Source organism: Algoriphagus sp. NBT04N3, assembly GCF_019443765.1.
Taxonomy (GTDB): Bacteria; Bacteroidota; Bacteroidia; order Cytophagales; family Cyclobacteriaceae; genus Algoriphagus; species Algoriphagus ornithinivorans.
In genome coordinates this window covers 2692874-2714545 of sequence record NZ_CP048415.1, presented here as the reverse complement: position 1 = coordinate 2714545, position 21672 = coordinate 2692874, and the positions used below count along the sequence as shown (strand labels likewise).

Genomic DNA, 21672 nt, shown 5'->3' with positions numbered 1-21672 from the left:
GAAAGGCTTTGTATAAAAAATCCGTAACTTTCGCGTTCTTTTCCAATGGATACCAACGATATTTCTATTCTAGCAATTGAGTCCTCGTGTGACGAGACTTCTGCCTCTATAATCTTAAATGGCAAAGTACTTAATAATATTGTGGCCACACAATCAGTCCACGAAAAATATGGGGGTGTTGTTCCCGAATTAGCCTCTAGAGCGCATCAGGAGAATATTATTCCTGTGGTGCACGAGGCCTTGGAGTCTTCCGGGATCGGTAAAAAAGATCTCAGTGCAATTGCCTTTACCCGTGGTCCAGGTCTCATGGGAGCTTTGCTCGTGGGAGTAAGTTTCGCCAAATCCATGGCGTATGCTTTGAAGATCCCTCTGATTGAGATCAACCATATGCAGGCTCACGTATTGGCGCATTTCATAGAGGACCCTAAGCCTAATTTCCCTTTTATTTGTCTGACAGTCAGTGGAGGGCATACGCAATTGGTCTTAGTCAAAGATTATTTGGATATGCAGGTCATTGGAGAGACAAGGGATGATGCGGTAGGGGAGGCATTTGACAAAACAGCCAAATTGCTAGGTTTACCTTATCCGGGTGGGCCCTTGATCGATAAATATGCCCAGTCAGGAAATCCAAAAGCTTTTGAGTTTCCCATCACTCGCATGCCTGAATTGGATTATTCTTTTAGCGGAATAAAAACTGCGGTTTTATATTTCTTGAGAGATCAACTGCAGCAGAATCCTACCTTCATTGAGGAAAACCTGAATGATCTATGCGCCAGTATACAGCATAGTCTAATTGAAATGTTGCTGATTAAATTGAAGGCAGCGGTCAAACAATATGGCGTGAAGGATGTAGCTATAGCAGGGGGCGTATCAGCAAATTCAGGTTTGAGAAATGCTTTGACAGATTTGGCCACAAAAAGAGGCTGGAATATTTTTATCCCGAAATTTGAATATTGTACAGATAATGCAGCCATGATTGCCATGGCAGCCCATTACAAATACTTAAAAGGAGATTTTTCATCTATGGATGTGACTCCTTTAGCAAAAATGAAAATCTAATATGGCTACCAAAGTCAATAAATTTGAGAAGCATATCAATATCAAAAACAGAAAGGCTAGCTTTCAATTTGAGTTTATAGATACCTACGTGGCTGGAATGGTGCTGAAAGGCACTGAGATCAAGTCCATCCGAGAGAGTAAGGTGTCTTTGACTGAGGCCTTTTGTATTTTTTTGGATGGGGAGCTGTACGTGAGACAAATGCATATTGCCCCATATTCTATGGCTTCAAGCTATAATCATGAGGCTGTGAGAGATAGAAAGTTGCTTTTAAGTAAAAAAGAACTGGAAAAACTCGAAACTAAGTCGCAGGAAAAAGGTCTTACTATCATTCCGGTTCGTATATTTATCAACGACCGTGGAAAAGCAAAAATGGAAATTGCTTTGGGTCGAGGTAAAAAATTACACGACAAGAGACAGGATCTGAAGGAAAAAGATGCCAAAAGAGAACTCCAGCGAATGGCCCTTAAATGATATATTCGGAATTTGCCGGCAAACCATCTTGCCGGTTTATCGAAAACCTACAGTAGACTCAGCACTCCAAACCCAATTGCTTTTTGGTGAGTGTTATCAGGTGTTGGCAGTGAATTCTGGCCGAACTTGGTATCGTATTTTTCATGAAGATTCCCGAATGGGTGGCTGGATTAGCGCCAAATCATTAAAAGAAATTTCAGGAGGTGATTATCAGAATTTCCTCAATCAGGATTATCAAATTGTAACTAGCCCCATCGCTGCCATTGAGTATCTGGGCACAAACCTATACCTACTTCCCGGAAGCAGGCTCCATTTTTCTGATTTGGAATTATTCAATTGGCAGGATCATATTGGCTTTACCGGAACCACCAGGAGTCATGCTTTGAAAGCAGATCGGGAACAGTTGATAGATATTGCCTTGAAGTATGTCAATGCTCCTTGGCAAGCAGGAGGGAGAAGTATTTTTGGGCTCGATGAGATGCTGGGCTTTGCCTTGATTTATTCCATTGGTGGGTATAACTGGTATTCAGACCATTTACCGGGAAGAATCATCCCATTTAATCATGCGATGCCGGGAGATTTATTTATTTTTCATGATGAAAAAACTGCCAAAGACTCATTTGCAATCTACTTGGGAATGGAAGAGGTCCTTTGGATGGATAATCGGATTAAAGTTTCTGATTTGGACGAGTGGCAGGCTTTTTTAAAAAACAATCAATCTCATCAAGTGGTTTTGGAGGCAAGAACGGTAGTTGTATAGGTATGGAAAAGAGAGTTTTGGTGTTGAATTTGGATCATTCTCCCGTTGCGGTGGTAACTGTGCAAAAAGCATTGGTCTTAACCCTTTTGGAAAAGGCAAATGTGCTTTCTACCTATGAACTCCTGGAAATCCGGACAGTAAGTCGATCTTTTGCCTATCCTGCTGTCATTCGGCTAAATCAATATAAAAATATTCCCTACCGCGGGGTTTTATTAAACAGAGCCAATCTATTTAGAAGGGATAGAGGGGAGTGTCAATATTGTGGAAGTCAGCGCCACCTTACAATTGACCATGTAATTCCAAAATCCAAAGGAGGAAAAACCAATTGGACCAATCTGGTAACGGCCTGTAATCGCTGTAATGTCAACAAAGGAGACAAGACTCCGGATCAGGCAGGTTTGACCTTGAAAACTGCTCCATTTAAGCCTACACTAGCTTATTTTCTGGCAGATTACGCAGAGCGACAAGCTTCCGAATGGATTCCATTTTTAAATGTTAATGTGCCTCAATAGGAGGAAATTTAATTTTGGCAACAAAATTGTACGGATGAAGACATGAATAGTCTTACCCTGATCCCTGCATTGATTCTTTCTTTTTTTCTGAATATCAATCAAATCCAAATACAGGAGCTCTTTGGAAAGTGGCAATTGGTCTATTTTGATGGAATAGAAAGAATTAGAAAATCCCCACAATTTTTAAATGCAGACTCGGCAACTCAAGCCAATATGCAATACAGAATTCAGTATAGACTTGAAAGCACTGTTTACCAGTTTTCCGCAGGCGATTCATTGAAATTTACAGATTTTGAAAATCAGCAATTGGTACTTAAAAAGGCCAAAGTCAAATTGGATGATCAAAATATCCTGACAATCTATGAGGGTAATGAAGTTAGGCAGGCAAAAATTGTAGAGTTTGACGCCAATAAGCTGGTGCTTCAGCCTATCAGTCAAAATCCAGGAGCAGGTAAATTAGTCTTTGAACGAATTATAGAGAAAAAAGAAAAGTAAAATCACCCTTAAAATAAATAAAGCCAGCAGTTTATGATTGCTGGCTTTTTCTTTTCATTGGAGTCCCAAATCCAATTGTCGGGGTAGTAGTTGGAAACTTTTCCTATGCCAAGGACTTATTCCATGCTTTTGGATTCCTTCTCTGTGTGTCTTGGTCGGGTATCCTACGTTGCTTTCCCACCCATAATGAGGAAATGAGGTAGCTAAGTCTTCCATCATTTGGTCTCTATGAACTTTTGCCAAAATAGATGCAGCGGCAATACTGGCGAATTTGCCATCCCCCTTAATGATGCATGAGTAAGAGTATTCCAATTTAGATTTCCATCTGTTGCCGTCAATAAGTAAATGTTCAGGCTTTACCTTCAGCATTTCTATTGCACGGCTCATCGCAAGAAAAGAGGCATTCAAAATATTGATCTGATCTATTTCGGCGACGGTTGCTTCTGCAATAGCCCAGTCTAAGGACTTTAATTTGATTTCCTCGATCAATTCCTCCCTTTGGGATTTCCCCAGTTTTTTGGAATCATTGATCCAAGGATTTTCATAATCAGCAGGTAAAATTACTGCTGCAGCTACAACCGGACCAGCCAAGCACCCTCTTCCCACTTCATCGCAACCCGCTTCTATTCTATTAGCTTCTAAATAGGGTAGCAGCGCCATATTTTATTGGTGTTTTCTCTTTATAAAATTTATGGATCATCTCCGCAACTAATCCTGTCCAGCCTGTTTGATGGGATGCTCCCAATCCTTTTCCATTGTCTCCATGGAAGTACTCATAAAACAGGATATAATCTTTGAAATGAGGATCGTTTTGGAATTTCTGCTGATTCCCATAGACTGGTCGGTGCCCATTTTCATCTTTGGTAAAGATCTTGATACAGCGCAAGGAAAGTTCCTTGGCTATCAAATCCATGGTCATGAAATTCCCTGAACCGGTTGGATATTCAATGGAAAAATCTCCTCCATAATAGAAGTCAAACTTTTTCAAGGATTCTATGATTAGGTAGTTGATCGGAAACCAGATCGGACCTCTCCAATTGGAATTACCTCCAAACATTCGGGTATCTGATTCTCCCGGAGTGTATTTGATTGAGAAAGTATCCCCATTGATTTTCATGGTATATGGATGCCTTTGATGGAATTTAGATAGAGATCTAATTCCAAATTCACTCAAAAACTCCTCTGAGTCCAGCATCTTATGAAGAACGCTCTTCATTCTGTGTCCTCTCAATAGGGAGAAAAGCCTTCGCTTATCGTATCCAGGTTGGATCCAGCTAGAAACCAAGGCTGCTAGCTTGGGTTTTTCCCTTAGAAAGAAGTCCAGTCTTTTCTTAAACTCCGGTAATTGATCGAAGAGATCTTCGCGGATAGGTTCAACTGCAAATAATGGAATTAAGCCTACAATAGAGCGAACCTTCATTTTTTTGGATTCTTTGCCAGGCACGTGGAAAATATCATAAAAGAAGCTGTCATCATCATCCCATAAGGATATATGTTCAGCGGAGATATTATTCATGGCCCCTGCTATATACAAAAAGTGCTCTAGGAATTTGGTGGCCGTGAACTGGTACACCTTGTTGAATTCACACAGGTCCAAAGAAATACGGAGCATATTTAGCGAAAACATAGCCATCCAAGAAGTGGCATCAGCCTGCTCTAATTTTCCCTGATAGTGTTGGGCATGGCTTCTGTCAAAAAGGGAGATATTATCCAATCCCAGGAAGCCACCTTCAAAGATATTTTTCCCATCGGAGTCCTTTTGATTAACCCACCAGGTAAAATTCAGCATCAGCTTGTGGAGGGCTCGCTCCAAGAATTCCTGATCACCCTTGCCTCCATTGGCTTTTTTGTCAATTTGGTATACCCGCTGTACCGCATAAGCATGCACAGGAGGGTTTACGTCTGAGAAATTCCATTCATAAGCAGGAATTTGACCATTGGGATGCATGTACCATTCATTCAGCAGCAGGAGTAGCTGATCTTTGGCAAACTCCGGGTCAATTCTGGCAATGGGAATACAGTGAAAAGCCAAGTCCCATGCTGCGTACCAGGGATACTCCCATTTATCAGGCATGGAGATGATATCATAGTTTTGAAGATGCCTCCAATGATGATTTCTCCCTTTTTTTCGTTCTTTTGGCGGAACATACCTTCCGGGATCGCCTTCCAGCCAGCGTTCTACATCATAGTAGTAAAACTGTTTGGACCACATCATCCCGGCAAAAGCCTGACGTTGAATTCTTTTAAGATCCGGGTCAGTTACACGATGCTGAAGTTTTGAATAGAATTCATCCGCTTCCTTTTTTCTTTGTTCCAAGCAGGGATCACAGGCTTCTAATGGATTATCATCCAGTTGATGCTGCATGCGTAGATTCACCACGGCACTTTCTCCTGCAGGTATCTCCAGTTTGTAAATGGCTGCTGCCTTGGTGCCATGGAAAGCTGGATTCAGTTTGCTTTCATCTCCATTGACTACAAAGTCATTGATAGCGTCTTTGGTGAAATTCCTTTCATTCGGGATGCCATATAAGCGCTCCCGGTTGGTTTCATTATCGCAAAAACGGATATCTGGATTTCCCTCAAAGGAAACAGAGTAGTTTCCTGATTTTGGGCTAAAAGCCTTAATTCTGTTAGATTTGGTCAAGCTGATTTTAGGCATGAAGGGTTCATGCCCGGTAAACCAGGTTTTTCTAAACCAGAAGGTAGGCATCACCCAAATGGTGGCTTTTTCAGGACCTCTGTTGTAAATGGTAGCTTTGGCGATGATATCCTCAAAATCATGTTTGGCATATTCGATAAATATATCGAAGTACCTGTCATCGTCGAATACTCCAGTATCTATAAGTTCAAATTCAGGGTCAGTTTTGCCCCTTCTTTTACTTTCTTCAATGAGTTTTTGATAGGGAAATTCTGCTTGAGGATACTTATAAAGCATCTTCATGTACGAATGAGTGGGAGTTGAGTCAAGGTAATAGTAGATTTCCTTGACATCTTCTCCGTGATTTCCCTGATTTCCGGTAAGTCCAAAAAGGCGTTCTTTAATAAAAGGATCTTTGCCATTCCAAAAAGCCCAGGCAAGACAAAGCTTCTGCTTGTAATCGGAGATTCCGGCTATCCCTTCTTCTCCCCAGCGATAGGCTTTACTTCTGGCATCATCGTGGGTCACGTTTTCCCAGGCAGATCCATCGGGACTGTAATCTTCACGAACGGTTCCCCACTGCCTCTCAGTGAGATAGGGTCCCCACTTTTTCCAATGCTTTATAAAATCCCTATCCTCTTTTAATCGTTTATGTTCGGCTGACATGTAAGTTCTCTAGGTTGAGCAAGTTTCGAAATTAGAATAATTCAGAGACTTAATTTCAAATTTAGCTTTTCTGTTTTGTATCTGGTAGTTGAATTGATTTTTCTGAGAAAGTCCAAGCACTACTTCCTTTCAAATTCAATTCAATTAGCTTCTGTAAGCCAAATGTTTTTAAACCTGAATTTTATTTGTTTGAAGTTTAGATCATTATAAATAATTGTTAAAATTCAATTCTACACTTGTAGAAGTTAGTTTTAATTCTACATTTGTAGAATAATCTGAATAATTCTGATATGAAACTATCTAAGAGTGAAGAAGAACTGATGAGTTATCTATGGCAGTTGGGTAAGGCATTCATGAAAGATTTGCTTGAAGCTTATCCAGAACCGAAACCTGCTGCAACAACTGTTTCCACGCTTTTAAAAAGAATGCAGGACAAAAAGTATGTGGCTTATAAAGCTGTGGGTAATAATCGGCAATACTTTCCTCTGGTTTCTAAAGAGATTTATTTTTCCAAACAGCTCAAGGGTTTGATCAAAAATTTTTTCAATGATTCTCCTGGGCAGTTTGCCTCATTTTTTACTCAAGAAACAGATTTGTCTAAAAAAGAGCTCCAAGAGCTAAAATCCCTGATAGAAGATCAATTAAACCAAAAGGACTGATGGAATACTTGCTCAAATCGATACTTTGCTTGCTGCTCTTGCTTTTGTTTTATAGGCTAATTCTACAGCGGGAGGTGCTCTATCAATTCAATCGTTTCTTTTTACTAGCTGCGATCGTTGCCTCTTTTTTGATCCCTCTATTGACCATTGAAGTGAAACAGGAAGTTCCTGTAGAACCTTTTGTTATTTCCGAATACGAGATGGAAAATCCTTATCTAGAATCCATTATTCAAGAAGATGAAGGCATTCAGCTAAACTCAACCATTCCAGATCAGACAAAAAAGGTCGAAATCTCTTGGATTACCATATTGTGGGGAGTTTATTTCTTGGGAATGATAATTTTTCTGTTGAGGTTCATCCAGAATATTTACCGAATTCAAAATCAGATTCGCACCAGCCCCAAGATAGTGTACAGGCAGGAAAATTTAGTATTGTTGAAACAGTCAATATCTCCTTTCTCCTTTTTGAAATACATTTTTTATCCCAAAGAGCCTTTTGAAAAGGAAGGAATGCCAGAGGCAATTTTTCTGCATGAGCAATGTCATGTTCGTCAAAAACACAGTTGGGATACACTCTTCGTAGAAGCTTTGCTGGTTTTGCTTTGGTTCCACCCAGGGCTTTATTTAGCCAGAATGGCTATTCGACTTAACCATGAATTTATAGCTGATCAACAGGTGGTTAAGAAAATGCCTGTTTCAGATTATCAAAACTTGCTCTTAGCTATCCTTTCGGGTCGACAAAGCTTTGCTCTCGGAAGTAATTTGAATTTTTCCCTCACCAAAAAACGATTCGACATGATGAAAAAGTCTTCAAATCCCGGAATAAAAATCCTGAAATTGACCTCCTTGGTTGTCTTTTTAGGTGCCATGATTTGGCTATTTGCAGAAAAAACTGTGGTTAGCTCTTTAGCTCAAGAAAGTGTAGAGGATAGTAATAATTCCTTAAATCAATCTGTTACGACAGTTTCGCTTCAGCTGAATGAGGAGGGTGAAATTTATTGGGAAGGAAATAAAATTAGTAAAGAGCAGCTTACTCAAGAGTTGGTAAAATATGATGCTGAAAGGCTAATTGTTGAATTAAAATCTGCTCCAAAAGTTAAAATGGGGGAGGTTGCTGATATTCAGAATTTGCTGGCAACAAATAATATTAGAAAAATAAAGTTTCAGGGAGGCACAAGTTCTAATCAACCTGAACCTATGGAGATTGAAAAAGAGCGATACTTCAGAGATGCTGTCTTTCTAATTGAAAGTGAGCAAATGGATTATACTCAAAAAAGATATTTTGAGCTCTCTGAAAATGAAAAAGATCGATTACAGTTTTCGAGTAAGCCCCAACAAAAGAAAAGTCCAGATAGCGAAGCATTTGAATCGTTTAAAAACAAAGATGAATATGCAGTTTGGATTGATGGTCAAGTGATTTCCAACCAAGAGCTCGAAAATTACATACCAGAAGATTTTGTGCTGGTATTTCAATCCAGAGTTTTCCCCAATGCAAGATCTGAGCGCTTCCCTCAGCCTTATCAGGTGCATCTATATCGAGAAAATTATTTCCAAGAGCAATTTGGTCCAGATTCTGAAATGTTCCGCCCGCGTTCAAATCAAGATACTATCACACTTACCCAGCGGAGAGTCACTTGGATGAAGGATATTTCCCGGTATCCTGATCCCACCACTGCCTTTCTTCAAAAGAATGCCCGCTATGAAAAACTTAAATTATCTGATAAAAAGGATGAACCTGAAGTAAAGAAAGAAATAGAAAGGCTGTATTTGGAATTGGAGAAAGAGTATAATCAGGCTAAAGAAAACAGGAAAAAACAATTGCCCAAGCCACTTCCTACTGATACTATTTCTCCTGTTTTTAAAAATAAAAGCGAAAGTAATTCTAGGCAGATTAGCTTTTCATCAAGCAGCAATTCGACAAAAATTAATGTAGTCCATGCTGTTCAAAGCAATGAAGTTAGAAGCTATTTGAGACTTTATAGCGAGTATCAAGCTATGGCTAATGAGAATCGGATTTTTGCAAATTGGACTTACTCGAATATTCAGCAGATGGAATCCAAGTTTAAAGAACTAGAAACTCGATACATGGGTCTTTCCATCATTGAAAGAAGAGGCATTGATCGTGCTAAATTTCCTTTCATAAGGCTTCAGAAGGACGGAATTACTATTTATAAAAGGCCCGAAGATTTAAGTGCTGAAGAAAGAAAAAATTTAGCTTGTTAGGAAATTATCCAAATGCATGATTTGAGTTAGGGAAGGAGCCTTCAGGCCAGATAACCTGAGAGCTCCTTTTTTCTAATGTCAAATTCTCAATAATCTCAGACCAGCTTTCCACCCAGCTTTGATATTTTTTCACAGCTTCCTTATCCTTAATACCTGTTTTTTCTAAAAGCTTGAAATTAAACTCTGATGCTGCTATCCCTATCTTTCTTTCCTGAATTTCAATGGCATTGCAAGCTTGTTCGTATTGACCTTCTACTGGGATGACCATGATTTTCTTCCCCAGGTACATTGCTTCGCAAATTGACTCGAATCCTGCTGTGCACACCAAACCTTTGCAAGCTGCCATATCCTCCAAAAACTTCTGATCATTTACTTGTTGAAGGCTGAGATTAGGGCGGGGATGGAAAATTTCATTTTCTCCTTTCTTATCCCAATAGGCCTTAATTTTAATCTGAGGATTGCTCTTTGCAAATGCGATCAAGTCTTCAGCATAGCCGGGGTTTACCATGTAAGCGAGGTAAAAGTCACCTGGATGAGGGTTCAAATACTTTAACTCTCTTCGTAGAAGCGGGGGAACAACTGTAATTTTACCTTTTGCCTCCAGTGGTTCAAAAGACAAGGCTAGAATTTTATTGGCTGTCCAAGCACTTAATCTGGTGTTGAATTGGTACAGCAGCCGATCTAATTTTCTTTTTTTGGGGAAGAGATAATTACTGTGATTAATCAAATATTGATGGCCAATTACCCAAAACTCAGCTTTTGGTCTAAAAAATCCGGCATACAGTCCCCCCAATAAGTCATAAAAATTTAGAATCACATCCGGCTGATGCCTTTGATTGATCAAATGGATCTCGCGAAGGCTATTTATGAAAATCGGTGCTTTCAAAAAGTTTTTTCGAAGGGTTTTAGACAGGCTGATTTTTTTATTTTTCCCATCTGTTTCAAAGTTTGGACTGGGAATCCAGTGGATAGGGGCATTAATTTCTCTTTTAAAAAAATCAGGTATGGCTCTCCGCTTGCTTTTTCCTAGGATCACAGCGCATACTTCATGGCCTTGGGATCTGATAAGCTGAGAAAATGAGATAGCCTGAGTCATATGGCCGCGACCTTCTCCCTGAACGATGAATAGAAATTTCATGATCGAAATGCTGGTGGATTTAGGTCGTCTTTTTTATTCTCAAAGGAAACTTGCCTAAGCGGAATAATACCTTCTTGACTTTCACCTTCGAAAAAGCTGGTAATTTGATGATCTCTGATTTCTTTGAAATCTATTTCGTTATAGTAGATCAACTGCCAATTCCCCTCATGATCCTCAGCCAGAGCTGACATTGTCTCAACCCAATCACCGGAATTCAGGTAATGAACTCCATCAATTTCCCGATTCTCAGCCTTATGAATATGACCGCAAATAATGCCATCGCAGCCTTTAGCCCTGGCCATTTTGGCAAGCTCTTTTTCATATTCATCGATGTAAGAAACTGCAGACTTTACCTTGGATTTGACATATTGAGAAAGTGAAAAGTAGGGTAGACCTCTTTTGAATCTATAATGATTGACAATTCGGTTAAGCCATAGCAAAAAGGTATATCCCACATCACCCAAATAGGCAATCCATCTGAGATTGGTCGTTATGCTGTCAAAAATATCTCCATGTGTGATAAAATATTTTTTCCCCTGGCTTTCATAAATCATATCCGTTTGGATCGATAAATTTCCAATCTGCAAGGGGAGAATTTGATCCAAAAAATCATCGTGATTACCCCGTAGGTAGTACACCTTGGTTTGATGATTTTCTATCATTTTAAGGATTCTATTAAAAAATCGCGTGTGTTTTCTTTTCCATGTTCCTGATTTTTTAAGCTGCCAACCATCTATGATATCTCCATTAAGTATAAGATTCTCACAACGGTATTGCTTAAGAAATCTCGCTATTTCTTTGGCTTTGGATCCTCTGGTACCCAAATGCACATCGGATACAACAATGGTTTTGAAATGGGTCTTCACGCTTTTGTTTTGATCGAAAGGTAGTCTCCCAATTTGAATCCAGCATGTTTAGGTTGTTAAGTATTTACTATGAATCCAGAAGATTATTTGGTGAATATGAAGTGCCCGTTAAGTGAATATGAATTATCTGTATGACTGAAGCTCAGAGAGATCAAAAGGCTTTTCTTTCCCCTTTTTACGCAAGCGGTAAAGTAGCTTAAAGTCCTGTTTTTTAGTTTCGTCAGAAAATAAACTATAGAGATTATGCGTAGAATTTTACTCGCTTTTGGGTTCTTTTTGGCTTTTGCTACAAGTCATGCCCAAGAGCCTGTTTACTCTGGTAATTATGAACTGGCATCTCGTTTTTCACCTGAGAAGCTAAAGAAGATGATCTTTTCCACCAGTGTTAACCCACATTGGATGAAAAAATCAGATCGTTTTTGGTACGAATACGAAACCAGCGAAGGGAAACGCTGGTATGTGGTGGATCCGGTTAGAAGAAGCAAGTCCGAAATGTTTGACAGGGATAAGCTTGCAGCTGAGATCACCCGTGCGGTTAAGGATCCTTTCGATGGGCAGCATCTGAAATTGGATGATTTGAAACTGATGGATGATGAAAATACCATCCGATTCAAAGTGAAAAGTACAGCGGATGTCCTCAAATCAGACTGGGCTGAAATCAAGGAAAAGAACAAAAATTCCAAGGACTCCTTGGAGAAAAAAGTACACACTTTTCTATACAACATTTCAACTCAGCAGTTGACGGAAATTGAAACGGAAAAAGATCCGAAAAGGCTTTCATGGGCCAATATCTCTCCTGATTCCTCCAAAGTGGTGTATATGAAAAATTACAACCTCTACTGGATGGATAAGGAAAATTTCCTCAAAGCGGTGAAAGATGAAAAAGATTCAACAATAGTTGAAAATCAACTCACAGAAGATGGAGAAAAGGATTATGAATACGGCTGGGGTGGTCGTGGTGATGACAATGTAGAAGAGGAAAAATCCAAAGATGACCGCAAAAGGGCAGGTGTACTTTGGAGCTCTGACAGCAAGCAGTTTGTAATGACTCGAACAGACCAAAGAGATGTGAAAGACCTTTGGGTGATTCATAACACCCGAAATCCTCGTCCAACTTTGGAGACCTATAAGTATGCTATGCCGGGTGAAAAGGAACAGCCTCAAACTGAACTTTTACACTTCTCCTTTGATCAGATGGAAATGAAGAAACTTCCAATTTCCACCTTCAAGGATCAGACTGTTTCACTATGGTCTACTACTCCTCCGGCAAATACTAGAGATGATGATTTCAGACCAGCGACATGGTTGGGTAATCTCAACGAGTTTTACTTTGCTATCACTTCCCGGGATTTGAAAAAAGTGGATGTGGTAAGATGGAACTTAGCTTCCAATCAAAAAGAAGTAGTGATTGAGGAAAGAAGCAATACTTATATTGATTTTGAAAAGCTGGAATTGGTAGGAAATGAATTGATTTGGTGGTCTGAACGTGATGGTTGGGGACACTTTTACCTGTATGGAAAAGACGGAACTTTGAAGAGACAATTGACTTCCGGTCCTTACCATACCGCTGGTGCAGCACGAGTTGATGCCAAAAACAGAAAACTCTACTTTGTAGCCAATGGACGCGAGAAAGGGGAGGATCCTTACTACGAGCATCTTTATTCCGTGAGCTTGGATGGTGGTGCAGTGAGCCTTTTAAATGCCGGTGATTTCAATCATGATATCGACATCAATGACAATGCAAGCTTCTTTGTAAATACTTATTCCCGTGTGAATACTACGCCGGTTTCTGTGTTGAAAGATAGAAATGGGAACAAGGTGATGGATCTTGAAACAGCAGATTTGAGTCAATTATTCGCAGCGGGCTATCAGTTTCCTGAGCCTTTCAAATTCAAGGCAGATGATGGAATTACTGATTTGTATGGTGTCATGTTTAAGCCTTTCGATTTTGACTCAACCCGAAAGTATCCGATTATCGAATATGTGTATCCTGGACCTCAAACGGAAGCAGTGAATAAGTCTTTCGGCAGAAGTATGGATAGAACTGATAGGTTGGCCCAGTTTGGTTTTGTGGTGGTTACCTTGGGTAATAGAGGGGGACATCCAGCACGCTCTAAGTGGTACCATAATTATGGCTATGGAAACCTGAGAGATTATGGTTTGGCTGATAAAAAAGCGGCCTTAGAGCAATTGGCAGACCGTCATGACTTTATTGATAGAAGCAAAGTAGGTATCCATGGGCATTCAGGAGGAGGCTTTATGTCTACAGCCGCCATGCTGGTTTACCCAGATGTATTCAAAGTGGCTGTTTCTTCGGCTGGAAATCATGAGAATAATATCTATAACCGTTGGTGGTCAGAGAAGCATCATGGAGTGAAAGAACAAATTTCACCTAAAGGTGATACAACCTTTGTTTATCAGATTGAAAAGAACCCTGACTTGGCTAAAAACTTGAAGGGGCATCTGATGCTCTCAACCGGTGATGTGGATAATAATGTGCATCCTGCGGGCACTATCCGCATGGCTAATGCTTTGATCAAAGCCGGAAAGCGTTTTGAATTTGTGATTCTACCTGGTCAGAGACATGGCTATGGAGACATGACCGAGTATTTCTTCTGGAAAATGGGAGACTACTTCGTTCGCCATCTATTGGGTGATAATACTCCGCCACCGGTGGACATGATAGAAATGCAAAGGGATAAACCTAAGGATAAGTGAGAAAGCTGAAATAAGAAAGCTAAAAATGGCTTAGAAATTAGTGGTGTTTGTTGATTGCAGCAAGCACCACTTTTTTTTATGTTGATATTTTCAAGAAAATACAAAAGTTTGCCCCATTTAGTTTTATGAAGTTATGGAAGGGCGTTTTACTTTTCGACGGATTGCAAACGTGGTTATTGAGAGATTCAATCCTTTCAGGATTTTTTCATTAGGATGGAATTGGTCAAATGATCAAATAACCACGAAGTGGTTTAACTCTTCAATAGCCCCCAGTGAAACTGGGGGGCTTTAGTGCGCCACAACTCTGAAGGAGTTGAACTCAAAGATTAAGCTATTATTAGACAGTTTATTCAATCGGTTTAACCCCCGGATCAAATACTCCACGAACCCAAGGTTTTGATTGACTTCTGCCATTTGGATTGACATTTGTTGGTAAAAAATACCCTAAATCTATTGTGGATCTCATTTTATTGACTTGATCTAAGGTGAAACTATTACTGACACTGGGGAAGTAGTCCATCACGTTAGTTGGGTAAAAATATTCTCCATTACAGTTAGTCTTGAATTGGCCCTTGATTTTCTTTGTATCTTCGTTATAAGAATCTGTATCCATAAACCCATCTCTATTCAAACAGTGTTTTCCAACAGAAAAGGTATGAGGCAAACCCAAAAAGTGTCCTATCTCATGAAGCATTGTAAAAGTATCTAAACGCTTATCGATTGTAAATCCATAAAACCTAGATAGCTTTTCATCTGATAAAGGTGGATAAAATGCAAACCCTCCAGCGCCGTCAATGTTCATTATAAATACATTGGCATAATTATTTGGGTCCCACATGTTATCAAATAAGTATTTATGAGTTGTTACATCTCCACTTCGGAAGGAATTTCTTTCCGAAAAAACCCGATTGATTCCTGGTTCAAGCAAAGGAAAACCATCTGGTCCAATTAAGGCTGGAAAGAACTCTAAATTGGGGTCCACTTGATTATGTCCTTTCCTCGACCCAGAACTTTTTCTGCCTTGTAGCCATTCATTTGTTTCATGCAAAAGCTCGATAATTTTTTCTTGTGAGGGATTTTCTGTAGTTCCTTTTTCTTGTCCTGAATGGATAATATGGAAAATGATTGGTAAAGAATATTTCCTAGAAAGATCAGGCAGTTCTCGGGAGAAAAGTATTTCAACTTCACTTTTTTTATCCTCAATTTCTACCCAAAACGGAATTTCACCTGATCTTAGAACTGGAACTCTATGGAGACTCTCCAAGACCTTACCATCAAAAAAGAATTTATAATCAGGCTTTTCATTTTCAGGAAATTCCTTTCCCCTATAATCATAAATGCTCGCATTGAAATCCACAAAAGATCTACCGGAAATTGCATATGGAGCCTTTGTGGAATCAGCCATTGAAGCCTTAAACTTTGAAACATAAGTCTTTGGGTCAACATCAATTACTCTGATTTTTAAGGTTTTACTTTTTATTCGACCGATTTTCCCATAAAGTTCAAATTCTTTTTCTTGATGAAGTGGTATTCTTGGAGGGTTTGAACTTTTTTTTCCATCAATGAAATATTGAATTGAAGGATTGAATTCCAAAGTTATTTCATCTCCAAATGCTCCAAAAAACTTTGGTGTAAGGTTCAACTCGTGAGTTCCCTGCCAAATCACGAAAACCGAGTCATATGGTATTAATTCAAAGTCGGTAACAAAGTCAAAACCTTCAGGAAGAGGATCCTCTTTTTCTCCACATGAATTCAGAAATAACAGCCCTAAAGAAATAAAAACCCCGAAAATGATTTTTTGAATTTTTCGGAAATAGAAGAAAAAATCTAATTGTTGAATCATAACAACGAATAGTTTTTGTTAAAAAAGTAAACTAAGAAAAAATTTAATTTAATCTTATAATTTTTCTGATTCTTTATAGAGCAAATTCATGAATTTAGATATATGGGGTCTGTAATATCAAAATCTCGACCTTGTCTTCGATTTCAATAAAGAGGCTTTATTAGTAGTGTCGGATTTTCTGAATAATCTAATTTCTGAAGCGGCATCTTGCTATTGGTGTCGGGTAATGGAACCGCAAGCAATGAAAAATTCATTTGGGGCATTGGGTTTTCATTATACCCAATAATTCTTTGAGTGGGGTCTTTAGAATAAAATTTAGGCTTTTTTACTAAATCAAATTCCTCAACTTGGAAATCAAGATAGCTATTGGAAGTTTTTTTATTCAATCCATAGCCATATGTTGAAAATGGCTCAATTGGAACTCCTAAATCAATATTGTCTCGAATCTTGAAAGATTCAAAATCTTGGGCTTGTCCGTTTCGGGCCTGTCCATTTTGGGCCTGTCCGTATTGGGCATGGTTATCTTGTGCCTTTCCAAAATTCAATAAAAATAGAAAGCTTGCAATGAAGGCTAATATTGGTTTCATAGTTTACTTTTTTAGACCTATGAAAAATAATTTAATAAGCAGTTGATTACTAATTTTTTAACATCTTTTCATGGTTGGCTATTTCCTAAAAAAGTATTTGCTCATAAAGGAGTACTTCGAATAAGATAGTGTTCAAAATATTATTGGGAATGCCCATTGTAAGCTTCAGTCTTCTTTCTTCCAGCCTACTAATGAAAAAAGATTTGGTTAGGGTAGAAGAGATTCAGGATTATCAAGGTTCAATTCCCTTCTCTTTCCCACATTTTTTTCTCCTCCTTTATCTCTTCTTCCAAAATTGGGTTGACAGGGATTTTAGCTCCTCGAAGATAGTGTACAGTCGTTCCTTTCTCTCGTGCTAAGGGATGATTAACTGTACCAATCAATCTATGTTCTTCAAAAAAATTGATCTCTTCCTCAGTTAGTTTTTCAAAATCACTTCTCACCAAAATCAAATGATCCACCGGCTCTTCCAAATCAAACCAATACAAATAATCCGCATTCATGGTGAAGGCTTTTAACCCTGGTGTTTGGGTGTAAAAATTAATCGCTCCAGCCTGTCCGTAATTGGTGCAAATCACCATTGTCCGACCTTTTTCAGGCATTTGAGCAAAAGCTTCATCTACCAAGGTGGCCATCTCCTTCCATCCCAGCATATCGGCAAAATCCTGAGGTAAAGGATACTCTTTTCCATCTTCCCATCGGTTGAGACCAAGCTTGGAATAAGCAGGAGGAGAGTTAAGAACTCTTTCAGGAGAGTAAAAAGGATGGATCAGGGGAACAGCTGGAAAAAATAAGCCAATTGGTAAAATAAGTAGGGCTGAACGAAGTAAATTTTGCCTGATTGTTTGTTTGAATAAGGATGAATTTCGGATAAATTCAGATAGCTGAAATGCTCCAAAAGCAACGATTACAGGATAAAGCCCGATGGCATAATAGGCTTTGGCTTTGAAGAAGGTAAATAGGGCTAGGGTCAAGACAAAAGTCCATGGGATAAGTCTGTAATCCCTGAATTTTTTTGAAAATGCCAATGCTCCAAATCCGATGATCCAGATAAAAAGTGATGGATAAAAAAATAGCAATTGCTCCATCAAAAAGCCGATTCTGGAATTATTGGCCAATTGATACCGACTGAGATAGTCCATATGGGTGAGTACAGGCCAGCCATTCTTCCATTGCCAAAGGAGATTTGGAGAAATAAGAAGTATGAAAATTAATATGGCAAATAAGACCTGCCTGCTGCCGAGCAATTTTCTTTGGGGAGTGGCTAGGATTCCTAAGAGAAGCCCCAAACCTAAAAAGGCGATGGAATATTTATTCAGAAAGCCAAAAGCAAAACTGAGTGCAATTCCATACCAGTTTTTAGGATCCTGATCCCGAATTAACCTCACCAAAAAGTAAAATACCAAAGTCCAGCAAAGGATATCTACCGAGTTAGGCTGGTAGAGTATATTGAGTCGGATCAGAGCTGAACATAATAAGGCCACAGCACTAAGACTCTTGGCGAAAAGATCTCCTCCTAATTTCCCGACCAAGTTCCAAATCACCCAAATAGTCAATGCCCCATAAAGTGCGGGGAAAAAGCGAACCCAAAATTCAGTATTTCCCAACCATCGAATTACTACAGAATTCCAAGAAGTGAAAGGCGGAACAGAAAGGTATCCCCAAGCTAAATGATCCGCTTGATCCAAGTGTAAAAACTCATCTCGGTGGAGTTCAAAATCCGGATGAACTACCAGCCATTGGAGGATGAATTTCAAACAAATAAAAAATGATAATATTAGGTAATCCCTTCTCATTCAGATATTTGAAATATTTTTTACTAACTTAATAAATGGTGAGTGATTTTTGGAATAGGTAATTTAAAAAACTCTTTAATCGTGGATCAATCAATCAACCGTTATTCTCATACCCATCTTTGGCTTCTTATTCCATTTTTTATAACCGTTTTAGGGTTTAGCAGGTATTGGCTGGGCTTCTCTGAAGCGCCATTACATTGGCATTTACACGGTTTAAGCGCTATGACTTGGTATGGGGTTTTGATAATTCAGCCTTACCTGATTTCAAGAAAGAAAATCTCTCTCCATCGAAAGCTTGGTATATTCGGTGTTTTTGTAGCTGGAGCGGTATTTATTTCAGCCATTCAGGTCATTTCTGGAAATATGAATATCAATGAAGGACCAAGAGTAGCAATCAAATACAGTACTTCCTTATCCGAATTGATGACCATGATCGGCTTTGCATTTGCCGTTTTAGCTGGTATTTATTCGGTCAGAAAAACTGATTTACATGCAGCCTGGATGATTTCTACGGTATTTTGGGTACTACCGCCTGCAACAGTCCGACTCATGTTTCTTGTCTTGATGATGATCTACAAAAGCCCTGAAAATCTACCTTTACCACCGGTTATTTTGAATGTTCTAAACATCGGACTCCTCCTTTTAATTATTTGCTTTTTGATTTTCAGGCATTACCGAAAGCAAAAAGTTATTTTAATGCCCTATGTGGTAGTTGCATTTTTTTCTGTTCTGAGGTTATTTATAATTTTTGGATTGAAAGATTCTCTTTGGGTAGAGTCCTTTATAAAGAGATTTTTTGAAAGTTAATTATCCAATCTCGGCATCAAACCTACCTGATCCAATACCACTACTCCTGCTTCCGATTGATCGAAAATAAAGTGGATTTCCTGAAGTTTTGAAGGGTCAAAAAAGGGATTTTTTAAAGCATATTTATTCAAGTCAAACTGATAAAACTGAAATATACTTTCTGTCTCATCCTCCTTATCCAAAAACTGAATTTTCAATACTCTAGACTTGATCAATCGCTGTAAAGGAGAATAATCACTCAAAAGAAACCTGATTTTTTCTCCTTCGCTATCAATCAATTCAATACTGAAATCCAATGGTTGAAGCGGTTTCTCATCATCCTTTTCTTCTTCTTCTTCTTCCTCATCTTCTAGATCAGTTTCTTCACTATTTTCTTCAGTATTTTGATTTTCATTGTTAGACTCATTTTTCACCCATTTTCCGGAGCTTTTGGGATTGGAACTCTCATCTGATTCTGCCAATGAGAAAATCAAAACCGAGCTGGAATCCGGCCGGAAGCTGTTTTGATCCAAAATCATAGAATAAACCGAAAGTACAGAGTCAGGAAGTTTAGGCTTTTCCAAGCCTTCCCAGTCCAAAGTATCTCCACCAAATTCTTCATAGTTCCAGCCTAAAAATACCGCTCTCGTGCCCTTCAAACCATATTTAGGAATAACTTCTCCTTCTCTCCACACGCTTAGGTTTTTACCAACAGCTTGCCTTCCTTTTGTAAGGGTCTTCACTTCAAAATCCTCATCATAGCCAGCCCAAAATCGACTTCGTGAATCTTCAAATTGGCTCAAATAAATACTTTCAGGTAACCAATTTCTTCCCTTTCTAGCATCTGCAAAAAGTGGTAAATATTCCATTTTTTGATTCAGGGTAGTTTCTAAAAAAGCAGAAATAAACACCTCAGCTACCCGCTCCTGATCTTCAACATCCATTAATTGCTTCTTATTCAAGATACCTGAAAAAGTAGCTAGAATATCATTGTCTCCCCAGCTGCTGTTGAACTGCCCATGGTTGGCCCCAGAGATATAGATGCCTGCTTTAAATCGATAAGCCGAATCAGTAAATGCAATGCGCTCATATTGTTTGGCCCCATCGAATGATTCTACATCTGCATCCTGTGCACCGTGAATTCCCAAGTAGCTCACATTTTCAAACTTGGTCAAACTGCTACCAGGCTTGTATTGCCCATCTACCGGAGCTATTGCAACGATAGACTGGATATTGAAATGATAGTCAAATTTGATGCTGGCATCATCAGGATAGTAGTCTAGCTGATTTAACATAGCAGCATGGCCCACTGCCTCTCCACCTCGGGAATGCCCGATCAATGCCAACTTATCTAAATCTACTTTTTGATATAACTCATGCTGAGGATTTGTGGACCAATCCTTCCATTGTCTTAGATGCTCAAGTAAGATCCATCCTCTTGCATCATTTTCTTTATCCAATCCTTTAGGAAAGTCGGACCAGGATCCATTTAGGAAATTTTCGTCAACAGATACCAGAATAAAACCTCGGGAAGCCAATAATTCACCTAAATAATCATAGCCCGGATCAGAAAAATCTTGCATGGGATGATTACCATGCACTACCAAAACCAAAGGAAATGGTCCATCTCCTTCAGGCATCCAAACTCTTCCATTGAGCGGTAATTCCTTAAAATCAAAGCCCCAATAATGAGTTCTGTACTTGCCCGAAATTCCCTCCCAATTGTCCAGAAAGGCCGTCCCATCCACGGACTCAGTTTGATAGCTCACCCCTTCTGCAAATTCTTCTCTCCTGATATCCTTTCCCGAACCATAGGTAAAATAGTTAATTCCATATTTACCTTTTTCAGCTGGTGAAGGTGCTTCGATTACCGGAATATTATCTTCAGCTAGCTTTCCAGCATTGATAATAGGTTTCATCTCCAAACCACGGATACTCAGGAAATAAATAAATGCAATTGCTCCCGCTAAACCCACAATAGTGCCCAAAAAAACAACCACTTTCTTGGGAGTACTAAGTTTGGGAAAGTAACCCTTTTTCAAACTCGCCAATCCTGCACCCAAAAGAGCGAATACCAGTATCAAGAAAAGGAGTACCCTTTCATCCCCTAATCTTGTGACCAGTAAAAGAGGGGCAGCAATGAAAAGTCCAATTTTGAAAAGGCGGGGAAGTTCATTCCATTTATTAAGCAACCAGTTCGAAAGGAATGCAGCTAAAGTTGCAGCTAAAATGATCACTAAACCCAGTAATAAGATCCAAGGATCCCTGAAATTTAAAACCATCCCGACTGTTTCTATCAGGAAAAAAATCATTGAACCAAAGATCAATCCAATCCCAGCTCCTTTGAAGGCATGATCGCCAGGGCTTATTTTTTTGAGTTGTTTAAGAATCCAGTCTTTAATAATGAGAAAAGTGCTTTTGATTTTGGCAAGCATGGGAGGTTAGGGTTAGGTTA

Annotated in this window: 17 protein-coding genes; 9 read left to right on the top strand and 8 right to left on the bottom strand. The window is 39.1% G+C overall.

Annotation, left to right across the window (positions count from 1 at the left end):
- Positions 1-45 precede the first annotated feature (45 nt).
- From tsaD to GYM62_RS11695, 5 genes are read left to right on the top strand one after another with little or no spacing between them, the layout of a single operon-like run.
- Positions 46-1059: a tRNA (adenosine(37)-N6)-threonylcarbamoyltransferase complex transferase subunit TsaD gene (gene tsaD / locus GYM62_RS11715; protein WP_219956528.1), complete on the top strand. Its 1014-nt coding sequence runs from the start codon at positions 46-48 to the stop codon at positions 1057-1059.
- 1 nt (position 1060) lies between these two features.
- The gene (smpB, locus tag GYM62_RS11710) at positions 1061-1531 is read left to right on the top strand and encodes an SsrA-binding protein (protein ID WP_091649416.1); all 471 of its coding nucleotides are present in this window, start codon (positions 1061-1063) and stop codon (positions 1529-1531) included.
- Positions 1494-2291, top strand: a complete 798-nt coding sequence (locus tag GYM62_RS11705; RefSeq protein ID WP_175557825.1) for a hypothetical protein — start codon at positions 1494-1496, stop codon at positions 2289-2291. Before smpB ends, GYM62_RS11705 begins: the two co-directional genes overlap by 38 nt.
- Before the next feature lie 2 nt (positions 2292-2293).
- A complete protein-coding gene (locus GYM62_RS11700) occupies positions 2294-2803 on the top strand; it encodes an HNH endonuclease (protein ID WP_219956527.1) in 510 nt (169 codons plus the stop codon).
- 42 nt (positions 2804-2845) lie between these two features.
- Positions 2846-3298 carry a hypothetical protein gene (locus GYM62_RS11695; RefSeq protein ID WP_144604205.1) on the top strand — a complete coding sequence of 151 codons (453 nt, stop codon included), beginning with the start codon at positions 2846-2848 and terminating at the stop codon, positions 3296-3298.
- 54 nt (positions 3299-3352) lie between these two features.
- Here the strand turns inward: GYM62_RS11695 and GYM62_RS11690 are convergent, their stop codons facing one another.
- Entirely contained in the window at positions 3353-3958 is a 606-nt protein-coding gene (locus GYM62_RS11690) for a ribonuclease HII (RefSeq protein ID WP_219956526.1), read from the bottom strand.
- Positions 3930-6602, bottom strand: a complete 2673-nt coding sequence (locus GYM62_RS11685) for a glucosidase (protein ID WP_219956525.1) — start codon at positions 6600-6602, stop codon at positions 3930-3932. Before GYM62_RS11685 ends, GYM62_RS11690 begins: the two co-directional genes overlap by 29 nt.
- 290 nt (positions 6603-6892) lie before the next feature.
- Here GYM62_RS11685 and GYM62_RS11680 point away from each other — a divergent pair, with 290 nt between their 5' ends.
- Positions 6893-7261, top strand: coding sequence for a BlaI/MecI/CopY family transcriptional regulator (locus GYM62_RS11680; protein ID WP_219956524.1), 369 nt, complete (start codon positions 6893-6895; stop codon positions 7259-7261).
- Entirely contained in the window at positions 7261-9483 is a 2223-nt protein-coding gene (locus tag GYM62_RS11675) for a M56 family metallopeptidase (protein ID WP_219956523.1), read from the top strand. The genes GYM62_RS11680 and GYM62_RS11675 overlap by 1 nt, the downstream gene beginning before the upstream one ends.
- Positions 9484-9487: 4 nt before the next feature.
- Here the strand turns inward: GYM62_RS11675 and GYM62_RS11670 are convergent, their stop codons facing one another.
- On the bottom strand, positions 9488-10621 hold the full coding sequence (locus GYM62_RS11670) for a glycosyltransferase family protein (RefSeq protein WP_219956522.1): 1134 nt from the start codon (positions 10619-10621) through the stop codon (positions 9488-9490).
- A complete protein-coding gene (locus tag GYM62_RS11665; protein WP_219956521.1) occupies positions 10618-11487 on the bottom strand; it encodes a UDP-2,3-diacylglucosamine diphosphatase in 870 nt (289 codons plus the stop codon). Before GYM62_RS11665 ends, GYM62_RS11670 begins: the two co-directional genes overlap by 4 nt.
- A 243-nt stretch (positions 11488-11730) precedes the next feature.
- Between GYM62_RS11665 and GYM62_RS11660 the strand changes: the two genes are divergently transcribed.
- Positions 11731-14205: a DPP IV N-terminal domain-containing protein gene (locus tag GYM62_RS11660; RefSeq protein ID WP_219956520.1), complete on the top strand. Its 2475-nt coding sequence runs from the start codon at positions 11731-11733 to the stop codon at positions 14203-14205.
- Between the two features lie 346 nt (positions 14206-14551).
- Here GYM62_RS11660 and GYM62_RS11655 read toward each other — a convergent pair whose 3' ends face one another.
- The 3 genes from GYM62_RS11655 to GYM62_RS11645 form a co-directional block, all read right to left on the bottom strand.
- Entirely contained in the window at positions 14552-16048 is a 1497-nt protein-coding gene (locus GYM62_RS11655) for a M43 family zinc metalloprotease (RefSeq protein WP_219956519.1), read from the bottom strand.
- 143 nt (positions 16049-16191) lie between these two features.
- The gene (locus GYM62_RS11650) at positions 16192-16635 is read right to left on the bottom strand and encodes a hypothetical protein (protein ID WP_219956518.1); all 444 of its coding nucleotides are present in this window, start codon (positions 16633-16635) and stop codon (positions 16192-16194) included.
- Positions 16636-16874: 239 nt separating this feature from the next.
- Positions 16875-18392 (bottom strand): glycosyltransferase family 39 protein, encoded by a 1518-nt coding sequence (locus tag GYM62_RS11645; RefSeq protein ID WP_255590360.1) that lies wholly within the window; start codon positions 18390-18392, stop codon positions 16875-16877.
- A gap of 120 nt (positions 18393-18512) precedes the next feature.
- Between GYM62_RS11645 and GYM62_RS11640 the strand changes: the two genes are divergently transcribed.
- Entirely contained in the window at positions 18513-19238 is a 726-nt protein-coding gene (locus GYM62_RS11640) for a hypothetical protein (protein WP_219956516.1), read from the top strand.
- Here GYM62_RS11640 and GYM62_RS11635 read toward each other — a convergent pair.
- Positions 19235-21652, bottom strand: coding sequence for a hypothetical protein (locus tag GYM62_RS11635; protein ID WP_219956515.1), 2418 nt, complete (start codon positions 21650-21652; stop codon positions 19235-19237). The genes GYM62_RS11640 and GYM62_RS11635 overlap by 4 nt on opposite strands.
- Positions 21653-21672: the final 20 nt, after the last annotated feature.

What these genes read in the sequence shown, in the direction of transcription:
- tsaD (WP_219956528.1), top strand. Translation starts at nt 46, where the DNA reads ATGGATACCAACGATATTTCTATTCTAGCAATTGAGTCCTCGTGTGAC.
- smpB (WP_091649416.1), top strand. Translation starts at nt 1,061, where the DNA reads ATGGCTACCAAAGTCAATAAATTTGAGAAGCATATCAATATCAAAAAC.
- GYM62_RS11705 (WP_175557825.1), top strand. Translation starts at nt 1,494, where the DNA reads ATGCCAAAAGAGAACTCCAGCGAATGGCCCTTAAATGATATATTCGGA.
- GYM62_RS11700 (WP_219956527.1), top strand. Translation starts at nt 2,294, where the DNA reads ATGGAAAAGAGAGTTTTGGTGTTGAATTTGGATCATTCTCCCGTTGCG.
- GYM62_RS11695 (WP_144604205.1), top strand. Translation starts at nt 2,846, where the DNA reads ATGAATAGTCTTACCCTGATCCCTGCATTGATTCTTTCTTTTTTTCTG.
- GYM62_RS11690 (WP_219956526.1), bottom strand. Translation starts at nt 3,958, where the DNA reads ATGGCGCTGCTACCCTATTTAGAAGCTAATAGAATAGAAGCGGGTTGC.
- GYM62_RS11685 (WP_219956525.1), bottom strand. Translation starts at nt 6,602, where the DNA reads ATGTCAGCCGAACATAAACGATTAAAAGAGGATAGGGATTTTATAAAG.
- GYM62_RS11680 (WP_219956524.1), top strand. Translation starts at nt 6,893, where the DNA reads ATGAAACTATCTAAGAGTGAAGAAGAACTGATGAGTTATCTATGGCAG.
- GYM62_RS11675 (WP_219956523.1), top strand. Translation starts at nt 7,261, where the DNA reads ATGGAATACTTGCTCAAATCGATACTTTGCTTGCTGCTCTTGCTTTTG.
- GYM62_RS11670 (WP_219956522.1), bottom strand. Translation starts at nt 10,621, where the DNA reads ATGAAATTTCTATTCATCGTTCAGGGAGAAGGTCGCGGCCATATGACT.
- GYM62_RS11660 (WP_219956520.1), top strand. Translation starts at nt 11,731, where the DNA reads ATGCGTAGAATTTTACTCGCTTTTGGGTTCTTTTTGGCTTTTGCTACA.
- GYM62_RS11655 (WP_219956519.1), bottom strand. Translation starts at nt 16,048, where the DNA reads ATGATTCAACAATTAGATTTTTTCTTCTATTTCCGAAAAATTCAAAAA.
- GYM62_RS11650 (WP_219956518.1), bottom strand. Translation starts at nt 16,635, where the DNA reads ATGAAACCAATATTAGCCTTCATTGCAAGCTTTCTATTTTTATTGAAT.
- GYM62_RS11635 (WP_219956515.1), bottom strand. Translation starts at nt 21,652, where the DNA reads ATGCTTGCCAAAATCAAAAGCACTTTTCTCATTATTAAAGACTGGATT.